Origin of the sequence: Kitasatospora kazusensis (genome assembly GCF_039529945.1) — a bacterium.
Taxonomy (GTDB): domain Bacteria; phylum Actinomycetota; class Actinomycetes; order Streptomycetales; family Streptomycetaceae; genus Kitasatospora; species Kitasatospora kazusensis.
Genome location: NZ_BAAANT010000080.1, coordinates 1 through 11757 on the forward strand (window position 1 = coordinate 1; position 11757 = coordinate 11757).

An 11757-nucleotide genomic window follows, 5' to 3' on the forward strand; every position below is an offset into this window, starting at 1 on the left:
CCCGGGGGCGCGCGGGGGTACCCCCACGCGCCCCTGTCTGCAGCCGGTACCCGGCCTACTGGCGCTGCCACTCAGTGAGCGGCAGCGGCTCGGAGGCCACGAGCTCCGGGTCGTCCACCGAGAAGGTGCGGACCCGGCCCACCGGCCCGCCGGGCGTCTCGAAGCGCACTGTCACCCGGCCGACCCCGCTGCCCTGCACCCAGCCGGGGCCGAGCTCCGCGTGCGTCACGTCCTGCCCGGGCCGCCAGTGCCGGACGGCGGGCACCGGAGCCACGGGCTCGGCCTCCTCGACCACGGGTGCGGGCTCCTCGGGCAGCGCCGTCTCGCGGGCCGACTGGGCGAACAGGTCCTCCTGGGAGAAGTCCGCCAACTGCGAGACACCGACCCCCAGCAGCCGCACCCCGCCCGTGGTGTTGACCGCCAGCGCGAGCCGCCGGGCCGTCTCGGAGATCACCGCCGCGTCGTCCGTCGGCCCGCGGAGCGTCTCCGACCTGGTCAGCGTGGAGAAGTCGAACCGCCGCACCTTCAGCACCACCGTCCGGCCCGAGCGGCCGGCCGCGTGCAGCCGGGCCACGCAGCGGGCCGCCAGCACCTCGACCTCGTGCAGGATGCGGTCCCGGTCGGCGAGGTCCACCTCGAAGGTGTCCTCCACCGAGACCGACTTGGCGTCCCGGTCCGGCACCACCGGACGCGAGTCGAAGCCGACCGCCATCTGGTGGACTCCCGCGCCGTGCGCCTTCCCCAGCAGCTGGACGAGCTCGGTCTCCCCCGTCTCCGCCAGGTCGGCGACCGTCATCACCCCGACCCGGTGCAGCACCTGCTCGGTGGCCGGGCCGACCCCGGGCAGCGCGCGGACCGGCATCGGGCCGAGCACCGCCCGCTCGGTGCCGACGCCGACCAGCACGAAACCGTCGGGCTTGGCCTGCTCGGAGGCGATCTTCGCCATCAGCTTGGAACCGGCCGCGCCGACCGAGGCCGTCAGGCCCGTCCGCCGCAGGATGTCGGCCCGCAGGTCCTCCGCGATCGCCACCACCAGCTCCGGCGCGCCCGCCGCCCCGGCCGCCGCCAGCGCGGGCCCGTACGGCCCGGCCTCCAGGTCGACGAACGCCTCGTCCAGACTGAGCGGTTCGACCAGCGGCGAGAGCTCCCGCAGCAGCCCCATCACCGTCTCGCTGACCTGCCGGTACGCGCCGAAGCGGCCCGTCAGGAAGGCCGCGTTCGGGCAGAGCCGACGGGCCTGGGCCATCGGCATCGCGGAGTGCACGCCGAACTTGCGCGCCTCGTACGAGGCCGTCGACACCACCCCGCGCCCGCCGAGGCCGCCGACCACCACGGGTTTGCCGCGCAGGCTGGGTTTGGCCGCCTGCTCCACCGCGGCGAAGAAGGCGTCCATGTCGAGATGAATGATGCTCGGAACCGACCGCACCTGCCGATCATGCCGCAGGGGTACGACAATCCCGGCTCAGCCGCACCGCCGTCCCTCCCGCCGGGCCCGCCACCGGGCCAGCCGCACGGCGCGCACAGGGGCGCCGCACCGGGCGCGGTCCTACCCGCGCGGCCGCGCCGCGTCGGCCAGCGCCGCGGCGATGCCGGGCTCCTCGGCACCGAGGAACTGCGGGTCCGGGTGCAGGGTGGCGCTCAGCAGGGCCTTCCCGGCGCCCGGGATCTCCCGCAGGCCGCCGTAGTACCAGGTGGCGTCGTGCGGCTCGTCCACCGCGACCGCGTACGAGTCGATGCCCGCCGCCTCGCAGAGCGCGAGCGCGCGCCGGACGTGGAAGCCCTGGCTCACCAGCAGCGCGTGGTCCACCCCGAAGATCCGCCGGGCCCGGGTGCAGGACGCCCAGGTGTCGAAGCCCGCGTAGTCCCGGACCACCCGGATCCCGGGCACCCCGTGCGCGACCAGGTAGTCGCCCATCGCGTCGGGCTCGTCGTACCCGGCCCGGCTGTTGTCGCCGGTCACCAGGACGGCCTGGACCTTGTGCTCCTGAAAGAGCGTCAGCGCCGCGTCGAGCCGGTGCGCGAGGTACGGGGAGGGCTTGCCGTCGACCAGCCCCGCGCCGAACACCACCGCGACCGGTGCCGACGGCGCGCTCGCGACCGTACCGACCCGGTCCCCCGCGCCCAGCCACAGCCAGGCGGACGGCGCCGCCGCCAGCACGCTCAGCAGGGCCACCGCCTGGAACGCCCTGCGCTGCGCGCGCCTGCCGCGCAGCCGGATCCGGGACGGCTCGATCCGGGGCAGCCGGATCCGGGACGGCCGAGGCACCCGGGAGATCCGGGGTATCCGGGGTGTCCGGCGTGTCCGAGGTATCCCTGCCACTGTGCTCCCTTGATCGACTCACCTGCCCCGACGACGCGCGAGGCCCGGACGGTTCCCCGTCCGGGCCTCGCGCGTACGGCTGCCGGCTACCCGGCGCGGTTGCGGCGCTGGGCCAGCTCGTCCGAGGGGTCGTGCCCGATCAGGGTCTCCCCGGTGTCCGTCCGCTCGGCCTGCAGGCGTCCGAGGGCGGTCTCCAGCTCGTGCCAGACGGCGCCGACCGCGATGCCGAACACGCCCTGACCGCCCTTCAGCAGGTCGACCAGCTGCTGCGGCGAGGTGCACTCGTACACCGTGGCCCCGTCACTCATCAGGGTCAGCCCGGCCAGGTCGGCGACCTCGACGGACTGCAGATGGGTGACGGCCACCCGGATGTTCTGCAGCGACACCCCGGCGTCCAGCAGCCGCTTGACGATCTTCAGCAGCAGGATGTCGTGGAAGCTGTAGAGCCGCTGGCTGCTCGCGGGGTACGCCGAGCGGACGCTCGGCTGCAGCAGGCCGGTACGGGCCCAGTAGTCCAGCTGGCGGTAGGTGATGCCGGCCGCCGCACAGGCGGTCGGGCCCCGGTAGCCGACCAGGCCCGAGGTCGGGGGGAGCCGCTCGATCGCCGGCTGTCCGGCCTGCACGGCCGGGAAGCGCCCCGTCCGGGGCCGGTCGCCCTCGGGCTGCTCGGGGAGGGCGGACTCCCGCACCCGCTCCAGCAGGGTGCGTGCGGAGCGCGGGACGTGCACGGAGCACAGAGCTCCAACGGCCGCCTCTTCGCCAATGCCGCTCATGCCAACCTCCGTCCGCTCGTCCGGTGCGCCTTGGTGCGCGATCGGGCCCAGGTGGAGTAACTCACCGGAGCCACTCCTGACGGTAGGCAGTCGCCCGGGACCCGTCAACGATCGCCACGCCGAGGCTCGGCACGAATATCACTCAGTCGAGTGGTTTTTCGTGCCCCTAGTGTGGGTAAGCGGAGAGACTTTGGCAAAACCCGACTTGCGAGTGGAACACCGCGGGACTACTCAGGCCGGTCGGTCTTACTGCTGGCCGCCGAAGTCCTCCGGCGAGACCTGGTCGAGGAACTCGCGGAACTTCTCCACCTCGTCCTCCTGCTCGTCCGGGATCGCGATGCCCGCCTCGGCGAGCACCTCCTCGCTCCCGTAGATCGGAGTCCCGGTCCGCAGCGCGAGCGCTATCGCGTCCGACGGACGGGCGCTCACCTCCACGCCGCCCGAGAAGACCAGCTCGGCGTAGAACACGCCCTCCCTGAGGTCGCTGATCCGGACCTCGGTGAGCTGCTGCCCCAGCGCCTCCAGCACGTCCTTGAAGAGGTCGTGCGTGAGCGGGCGCACCGGAGTCATCCCCTGCTGGGCGAAGGCGATCGCGGTCGCCTCGCCGGGGCCGATCCAGATCGGCAGGTACCGATCTCCCCCTACCTCCCGCAGCAGCACGATCGGCTGGTTGGAAGGCATCTCCACCCGGACACCTACGACGTCGAGCTCATTCACAGTCGCAACCCTATGACCCATGCCCCGGATATGAAAGCGCAGCCGGTCCGAGGGGCCGTCACTGCGAGCCCGAAGGCCTGACTCGTGGAACGCGGCGGCAGGCCGGTACCGGATCACCCCGGTCTACTGCCTGGCCCGGAGCCCGGCCTGCACCATCGCGGCGTGCAGGCGGACCGAGAGGGTCGCCAGTTCGCGCGCGGTGGCCTCGGCGTGGGCCCTGGTCTGCGGGTTGCGGTGGCGGCGCAGCGGCGCGACCACCTGGTCGACCAGCGACACCTCACGGTCCGCCGCCGCCTTGGTCGCCCGCAGGTGGCGCGGCTCCAGGCCGTACCGTCCGAGTTCGGCCACCAGCCGGGCCACCTGCAGCGCCTCCCCGTCGTACCCGCCGTCCGGGCCGGCCGCGACCAGCCCGTACGCCTCCCACTCGACGAGCTCGCGCTCCTCGGCCTCGGCGGCCGCCAGCAGCTCGGCCCGGCCCAGCCGGACGCCGGGCGCCGCCCCGGAGGCGGCGACCAGCTCCCGGTCCGCCTCCTCCAGCGGACCGGGCCTGACCTCGGCCGCGGGCAGCGCCGGCGGCGCCTCGCCGCGCTCGATCGCGTCCAGGTGTTCGCGGATCACCCGCAGCGGCAGGTAGTGGTCCCGCTGGACGCGCAGCACGTAGGCGAGCCGCTCCAGGTCGGCCGGGCTGAACTTGCGGTAGCCCGAGGGCGTCCGCTGCGGCTCGACCAGGCCCTCCGCCTCCAGGAAGCGGATCTTGGAGATGGTGACCTCGGGGAAGTCGTCCCGCAGGAACGTCAGCACGGCGCCGATACTGAGCAGTTCGTCACCGCGCCGCCGCACCTCGCCCGCCCGGCGTGAACCGGGCACCTGGGTGGGCTCGACGGGTGAAGGGGTGTGCGCGGTCACTCGGGCTCCTGCCGACGTTGGGTTCAGTACCCCCGCTGGTGGCTGGCGAAGAACACCAGCCGGTACTTGCCGATCTGTACCTCGTCACCGTTGTTGAGCGACACCTCGTCGATCCGCTCCCGGTTGACGTACGTGCCGTTCAGGCTGCCCACGTCGGCCACCACGAAGCCGCCGCCGGGGATCCGGCGGAACTCCACGTGCCGGCGCGAGACCGTGACGTCGTCGAGGAAGATGTCGCCCTCGGGGTGCCGCCCGGCGGTCGTGACGTCGGCGTCCAGCAGGAACCGGCTGCCGGAGTTCGGGCCGCGCTGCACGATCAGCAGGGCCGAGCCCGGCGGCAGCGCGTCGATCGCCGACATCACCTCGGCCGACAGGGCCGGCGTGGCGCCGGTGCCGGTGGCGTTGGGGTCGTACGACTCCAGACCGGAGATGGAGATGGTCGAGGTGGTCTCCACCGCGCCCTCGGGTGCGAACCCGCCACGCAGGGCGGAGCCGCAGTTGGAACAGAAGCGGGCCGCGGCCGGGTTCTGGTTCCCGCACCTGGGGCACGGAGTGGGGCCAGCCATGTTCACAGCCTCCGCGTAGGGATCCGGGGCAAACCCTCCACCAGAGGTTGAGGGTCCTGACGGGAAACCTATGCGCGGCGAGCCCGAACCGTCGGCCGACGCGCCGTAGCCGCCCGAATTGCCACCGACCTGCGCGGCGGCACCCGGACCGTCCCGGAACATCGGACGCTCGGCGTACTGGCCCTCCTCGGGCGCGGGCCGCATCCCGGGGACGCCGGCCTCCTCGTCCGCCCGGCGGTGCCGCGCCGTGGGCATCTCCACGGCGGCGGCCCGGCGGTTGCTACGGCCGAACAACTTCGAGAACAGACTCACGGGCGAATCCCCTTGCGTGTGACAGACCCGCCCGCGGGGCAGGGTGCGAATCTCGGACAGGCGGTGAGCCCGGCATCCGGCCGGGATCGAGCCAGTGGTACTTCCCAGTGTCGCCGACGCGCCCCGGTGGTCCTGCACCGGGGGCGTCCGGCAGCTGACGGAGTGTGCGGTGGTCGCCCCGTCACTTCGCCGCCGGCTTGGCGTACTGGAGGGCCTTCGGGTCGGCCAGCGCGTCGACCACGACCTTCTGCTGCTCGGTGATGGTGGCGCGCGCCTGCTGCTTCTCCAGGGTGCGGACGACGCCGCCCGGGATGTTCAGCGCGGGCGTCAGGTCCTGCGGATTCCCGACCACGGTGAAGCGGAACGGCTGCGACACGGTCCTGCCGTCGATCTGCACCCCACCCGCCGACGCGTCGGTGAAGTAGGTGCCGGCCACCACTCGCACATCGTTGATCTGAATCGCCTCCGCCCCCGCTGCTCGGAGTTCCTGCAGGGTGTCCAGCAGCATATCGGCCTTCACCTGCCCTTGGGGGTCATCGACCGCCAGGACGATGCCCGGACCAGTGGCTTTGACCGTTCCCGCCAGTACACCGAGCTCCGTCGCCTTCTTCTGGGTCTGCTCCTGGGCCTCCTTGGCCTGGTTGGAGCTGTTCTCCAGCTGGGTCAGGGACTGCTCCAGCTGCGCCTTCTCCTGCTGAAGACGCTGTTGACGGCTGTCCAGTTCGTCGAGAATGCGGACAAGATCTTCCTGGCGCGCGCCGCGCAGCTGGCTGTGGTCGTTGGTCGACCGCACCTGGATGGCCAGCGCCAGCCCCAGCGAGAACAGCAGCAGCGCCACCACCAGCTGCCCGCGCGAGACCCGTGGCGGCCAGAGCGCCGCCTTCAGCCTGCGCCGCGCGTCGGTGGGCAGCACGGTCGCCGGGGTTGACACTCCGTCAACTTCCGGCGCCCCGGGCACAGTCGGCTCCGAACCGGCCGGCTCGGGCGCCTCGGACCCGACCGCCTCCGGCTCGACGGGCGCGGACTCCGGCAGCTCCTGCGCCTTCCGCACCGTCGGCTCGGCCGACGCCGGTTCGGCCCCCGTCGATTCGGCCGACGCCGATTCGGCCGCGGTCGATTCGGCCGCGGTCAGGGCGCCCTCCGCCGGGGAGTCCTCCCCCGGGGCGGCGGCGTCCGCCGGGACGGCACCCTCGGGGAGCCCCTCCGGCACCGGCTCCTCGTCCGGCGCACGGCGGTCCTGGTTCTTGTCCTGGTCCTCAGCCACGTGGTGTCCTCTCAGGCCCGGAAGACGTGCCGGCGGATCGCGGCCGCGTTGGAGAAGATCCGGATCCCGAGCACGACCACCACACCGGTCGACAGCTGCGAGCCGACCCCGAGCTGGTCGCCGAGGAAGACGATCAGCGCGGCGACGACCACGTTGGAGAGGAAGGAGACCACGAAGACCTTGTCGTCGAAGATCCCGTCCAGCATCGCGCGCACCCCGCCGAAGACGGCGTCCACCGCCGCGACCACCGCGATCGGCAGGTACGGCACCACGGCGTCCGGCACCGACGGCTGTACGAAGAGGCCGACGACCACCCCGATGGCGAGACCCAGTACGGCAATCACGGCGTTGGTGCTCCTGTCCCTGTGGTGGGCGCCGCGGTGGGCGCCTCCGAGGTCTGTGGCTGCGCGTACCGCAGCGTGATGCCGAGCGCGGCGGGCACCGTCAGCTTCTTCTGTACGGTCAGCGTGGACCTGATGCCGTAGCTGTCCTGGATGATCTTCAGGTACCGCCCGGCCTCGGCGTCCTGGAACGCCGGGACGAGCCGGGGCCCGTCCCCGATCACGAGCACCGTGTACGGCGGCACGAGCGGCCGGTTGTCGACCAGGATGGCGTCACCCGCCGCCCGGATCGCCGAGAGCGCGGTCAGCCGCTGGCCGTTCACCGAGACCGCCTCGGCGCCCGCCTGCCAGAGCCCGTTGACGACGAGCTGGAGGTCCCGGTCGCGCAGCCGCCCGGTGTCGTGGAAGCCGTCCGCCAGGCGCGGGTCGCTCGCCGACCCGCCGGTCCCGGTGCCGGAGGCGTCGTCGATCACCAGCTTCACCCCCGGACCGGACACCTCCCCCGTGCCGACCCGGCCCGCCAGCTCGGCGACGCTGCTCTCGCTGCCGTTCGGCAACACCTGCTGCTGGGCCCGGTCGACCTGGTGGCGCAGGTCCTGGATCTGCTTCTGCATCCGGTCGGCCGCGGTGGTCGAGTCGTTCACCCGCTGGACGAGCGCGTCGCGCTCCTTGGCCAGGGTCGGCTCGGCCTCGTGCGAGGTGACCGCACCGACCGTGACCACCGTGGTGGCGAGCGCCAGGCCCAGCGCGAGGGTCAGCCGGCCGCGCAGCGACCCGGGCAGCCTGCTGGTCCCCTCGCGGCCCTTCGCGCGCGCCGCCTCGGCGTAGCCGTCGTCCAGGCTGTGTTCCATCACGGTGGTCAGCAGGGACATCGAGGCGTCCGGACGGGCGAAACGTCCGTCCCGGTCACTCGGTGTCGGCGGTGCTGGCATGCGGAACATCGTCCCACGTCGCCGACCCACCGGGCACACAGCCCCCGGCCTTCCCGGTGGGCCCGGCCCGTGGCACCCGAGGGGGCTGCGCGGACCGGGAGGTGCGGGGCCGCACCTCCCGGTCCGCGCAGCTCTCCGCGCCTGGGCCCGCCCGGTGAGGCGGGCCCGCCCGCGGAGCCGTCAGCGCCCGGCGCTGTCCACCACCGCCGCCCACTCGTCGAGCAGCTGCTCCGTGGCGGCGGCGTCCGGGCCCTCGGCCCACAGGTGCGTCACCGCCTCCGCCGGGTCGGGCAGCACCAGCGTCCAGCGCCCGTCCGGCTCGACCACCCGGACCCCGTCGGTGGTGTCCAGGCGCCGGCTGCCCGCCGCCTCCACCACCGAGCGCATCACCATGCCCTTCGCCGCCCAGGGCGTCGCGATGTCCCGCCGCTGGATGTGCGCCTGCGGGATCCGCGCGTCGATCTGGCTCAGCGTCAGCTGCGTCCTCGCCACCAGCCCGAGCAGCCGGACGAACGCCGCTGCCCCGTCCAGCACCTGGCTGAACTCGGGGACGACGAATCCGCCGCGCCCGTCACCGCCGAACACCGTGCCGTCGGCCGCGGCGGCCTTGGCCAGGTCGTCCGGCGAGGTCGTCGTCCAGACGACCTGGGTGCCGTGGTAGGCCGCCACCTGCTCGGCGATCCGGGTCGTGGTGACCGGCAGCGCGACCTGGCCGCTGCGCCGCTCGGCCGCGACCAGGTCGAGCAGCACCAGCAGCGCCCGGTCGTCCTGGATCACCCGCCCGAGCTCGTCCACGAAGGACACCCGCTCGCCGACCGGGTCGAACCGCACCCCGAAGGCCGCCCGCGAGGACGCCACCAGCTCGCCCAGCCTGGCCAGCCCGGCCCGGCGCTCGTCCGCGTCCTCGGTCGGCCTGGCCTCGTCCAGCCCGCTGCTGACGGTCAGTGCCTCGACCCCGAGCCGGCCCAGCAGGCTCGGCAGCACCAGCCCGGCGCTGCCGTGGGCGGTGTCGACCACCACCTTCAGCCCGGACTCCCGGACGCCGGTGGTGTCGACCGCCCGCAGCAGGTTGCCCGCGTAGGAGTCGAAGACGCTGGACGGGAAGGTCAGGTCGCCGATCTCACCGGGGAAGGCGCGCCGGTACTCCTGCCGCGCGTACACCCGGTCGAGCTTGCGCTGCCCGGCCTGCGAGAGGTCGGCGCCGCGCTCGTCGAAGAACAGGATGTCGAGCGAGTCGGGCACCCCGGGCGTCGTCCGCAGGAAGATCCCGCCGGCGCTGCCGCGCGCGGTGTGCTGGCGGGCCACCGGCATCGGGACGTTCTCCAGGTCCCGGACGTCGATCGCACTGGTCTGCAGCCCCGAGATCATCGCCCGCTTGAGCGCCCGCGCACCACGCGAGTGGTCACGCGCGATGGTGACGGTGGCACCCTTCTTGAGCGTCGTCGCGTACGCGCCCGCCAGCCGGACGGCCAGCTCGGGGGTGATCTCCACGTTGAGAATGCCGGACACGCCGCGCAGCCCGAACAGGTGCTCCTGCCCCCGGGACTCCCAGATCACCGAGGTGTTGACGAAGGCGCCGGCCTCGATGGTCTTGAACGGATACACCCGGACGTTGCCCGAGATGATCGACTCCTCGCCGATCAGGCACTCGTCACCGATCACCGCGCCGTCGTCGATCCGGGCGGCCCGCATGACGTCGGTGTTCTTGCCGACCACGCACCCACGCAGGTTGCACTGCGGCCCGATGTAGACGTTGTCGTGGATCACCGCCTTGTGCAGGAACGCACCGCGCTTGACGACCACGTTGCTGCCGAGCACCGTGTGCTCGCGCAGCTCGACCCCGGCCTCCACCTTCGCGTAGTCGCCGATGTAGAGCGGCCCGCGCAGCACGGCCTCCGGGTCCACCTCGGCGCCTTCGGCCACCCAGACGCCCGGGGAGATCTCGAAGCCGTCCAGCTCGACCTCGACCTTGCCCTCCAGCACGTCCGCCTGGGCCTTCTGGTAGCTCTCGTGGGTGCCCACGTCCTCCCAGTAGCCCTCGGCGACGTAGCCGAAGACCGGCTTGCCCTCCTTCAGGAGCTGCGGGAACACGTCGCTCGACCAGTCCACCGACTCGCCGGCCGCCACGTAGTCGAAGACCTCCGGCTCCATGACGTAGATGCCGGTGTTCACCGTGTCCGAGAAGACCTGGCCCCAGGTCGGCTTCTCCAGGAAGCGCTCGACCCGCCCCTCGTCGTCCGTGATGGTGATACCGAATTCGAGCGGATTGGGCACCCTGGTCAGACAGACCGTGACGAGCGCGCCCTTCTCCCGGTGGAAGGCCATCAGGTCGGAAAGATCGAAATCGGTCAGCGCGTCCCCGGAGATCACCAGGAAGGAGTCGTCCCTGAGCGCGTCCTCCGCGTTTTTGACACTCCCGGCGGTACCGAGCGGGGTCTCCTCATTGGCATAGGTGAGGTGCATGCCCAGATCTTCGCCGTCCCCGAAATAGTTCTTCACCAAGGAAGCCAGGAACTGGACGGTGACGACGGTGTCGGTGAGGCCGTGCCGCTTGAGCAGGCGTAGGACGTGCTCCATGATCGGCCTGTTCACGACCGGAAGCAGCGGCTTGGGCATGCTCGAAGTCATCGGGCGGAGGCGAGTACCCTCGCCCCCTGCCATTACAACGGCTTTCATGCGGGTGCGTCTCCTTCGAGGTCTGGAAAGAACCCTGGGGTCCATCAAACCGTTCAGAGCACCTGTACCCGGATAAGCACGCCCGACGCACCGCCATGACGTGCCAATCGTCTCACCGGGGGAAAGCACGAAGCGGAAGGCCGGCCTCAGACCGCGGGATCCCGGACCTCCTGACCTCCCGGTCTCAGACCGCGGCCGTACCGTCCAGCCGGTCGGCCTTCACGATGCGGCGGGCCTGGACGGCGTAGAGGATCGCGGACCACCAGTAGAGGGTGGTCCCCCACCAGATGAACGCCCAGCTGACCACCAGGGCCGGCGTGTGGATCCAGCTGTGACCGGCGCCGAGGAGCAGAAGCGGAAAGGCGTACATCAGATTGAACGTGGCCGCCTTGCCGAGGAAGCTCACCTGCAACGGCCCGTACCCGTGCCGGTTCAGAATCGGCAGCAGCGACGCAATGAAGAGTTCACGCGCCAGCAGGATCGCCGTCACCCACCAGGGCAGGATCTCACGCCACGTCAGCCCGACCAGCGTGGACAGCACGTACAGCCGGTCCGCCGCCGGGTCGAGAATCTGCCCGAGCCGGCTGATCTGCCCCCACTTGCGGGCGAGCTTGCCGTCCAGGTAGTCGCTGACCCCGCTTGCCATCAACAGCAGGATCGCCCAGCCGTCGTTGTTCGGACCGCCGAACTCCGGCCAGAGGATCAGCCACAGGAAGATGGGCACGCCCACCAGCCGGCCCATGCTCAGCAGGTTGGGAATGGTGAGGACGCGGTCCGTCTGGACGCGCGTCTCCTGGACCTCCACCTGGGGGCCTCCTGTACGGAACGACTACTCTGCGAGATTGACCTTACAGCAGAGAAGCCCCCCATCCGTTCCCGGATGAGGGGCTTCTCCTGAATGATTGTTCGGCGGCGTCCTACTCTCCCACAGGGTCCCCCCTGCAGTACCA

Annotated in this window: 11 protein-coding genes; all 11 read right to left on the reverse strand. The window is 72.0% G+C overall.

Annotated elements, in window-relative coordinates:
* Positions 1–55: 55 nt before the first annotated feature.
* The gene (locus ABD330_RS31430) at positions 56–1426 is read right to left on the reverse strand and encodes a DNA polymerase IV (protein ID WP_344469717.1); all 1371 of its coding nucleotides are present in this window, start codon (positions 1424–1426) and stop codon (positions 56–58) included.
* Positions 1427–1546: 120 nt separating this feature from the next.
* Positions 1547–2266: a SanA/YdcF family protein gene (locus ABD330_RS31435; protein WP_425555714.1), complete on the reverse strand. Its 720-nt coding sequence runs from the start codon at positions 2264–2266 to the stop codon at positions 1547–1549.
* A 140-nt stretch (positions 2267–2406) separates the two neighbouring features.
* Positions 2407–3093 carry a MerR family transcriptional regulator gene (locus ABD330_RS31440; protein WP_344469718.1) on the reverse strand — a complete coding sequence of 229 codons (687 nt, stop codon included), beginning with the start codon at positions 3091–3093 and terminating at the stop codon, positions 2407–2409.
* A 246-nt stretch (positions 3094–3339) separates the two neighbouring features.
* Positions 3340–3810, reverse strand: coding sequence for a bifunctional nuclease family protein (locus tag ABD330_RS31445; protein WP_280719553.1), 471 nt, complete (start codon positions 3808–3810; stop codon positions 3340–3342).
* Positions 3811–3933: 123 nt separating this feature from the next.
* A complete protein-coding gene (gene ftsR / locus ABD330_RS31450; protein WP_344469725.1) occupies positions 3934–4677 on the reverse strand; it encodes a transcriptional regulator FtsR in 744 nt (247 codons plus the stop codon).
* Between the two features lie 62 nt (positions 4678–4739).
* The gene (locus tag ABD330_RS31455) at positions 4740–5282 is read right to left on the reverse strand and encodes a double zinc ribbon and FHA domain-containing protein (RefSeq protein ID WP_344469719.1); all 543 of its coding nucleotides are present in this window, start codon (positions 5280–5282) and stop codon (positions 4740–4742) included.
* Positions 5283–5775: 493 nt separating this feature from the next.
* The gene (locus ABD330_RS31460; protein ID WP_425555716.1) at positions 5776–6645 is read right to left on the reverse strand and encodes a DUF881 domain-containing protein; all 870 of its coding nucleotides are present in this window, start codon (positions 6643–6645) and stop codon (positions 5776–5778) included.
* Between the two features lie 224 nt (positions 6646–6869).
* On the reverse strand, positions 6870–7202 hold the full coding sequence (locus tag ABD330_RS31465) for a small basic family protein (RefSeq protein ID WP_280719555.1): 333 nt from the start codon (positions 7200–7202) through the stop codon (positions 6870–6872).
* Positions 7199–8140 carry a DUF881 domain-containing protein gene (locus ABD330_RS31470; RefSeq protein WP_425555715.1) on the reverse strand — a complete coding sequence of 314 codons (942 nt, stop codon included), beginning with the start codon at positions 8138–8140 and terminating at the stop codon, positions 7199–7201. Before ABD330_RS31470 ends, ABD330_RS31465 begins: the two co-directional genes overlap by 4 nt.
* A 171-nt stretch (positions 8141–8311) precedes the next feature.
* The gene (locus tag ABD330_RS31475; RefSeq protein WP_344469722.1) at positions 8312–10807 is read right to left on the reverse strand and encodes a sugar phosphate nucleotidyltransferase; all 2496 of its coding nucleotides are present in this window, start codon (positions 10805–10807) and stop codon (positions 8312–8314) included.
* Positions 10808–10991: 184 nt separating this feature from the next.
* Positions 10992–11612, reverse strand: a complete 621-nt coding sequence (gene clsA / locus ABD330_RS31480) for a cardiolipin synthase ClsA (RefSeq protein ID WP_344469723.1) — start codon at positions 11610–11612, stop codon at positions 10992–10994.
* Between the last annotated feature and the right edge of the window lie 145 nt (positions 11613–11757).

What these genes read in the sequence shown, in the direction of transcription:
- ABD330_RS31470 (WP_425555715.1), bottom strand. Translation starts at nt 8,140, where the DNA reads ATGTTCCGCATGCCAGCACCGCCGACACCGAGTGACCGGGACGGACGT.
- ABD330_RS31475 (WP_344469722.1), bottom strand. Translation starts at nt 10,807, where the DNA reads ATGAAAGCCGTTGTAATGGCAGGGGGCGAGGGTACTCGCCTCCGCCCG.
- ABD330_RS31455 (WP_344469719.1), bottom strand. Translation starts at nt 5,282, where the DNA reads ATGGCTGGCCCCACTCCGTGCCCCAGGTGCGGGAACCAGAACCCGGCC.
- ABD330_RS31440 (WP_344469718.1), bottom strand. Translation starts at nt 3,093, where the DNA reads ATGAGCGGCATTGGCGAAGAGGCGGCCGTTGGAGCTCTGTGCTCCGTG.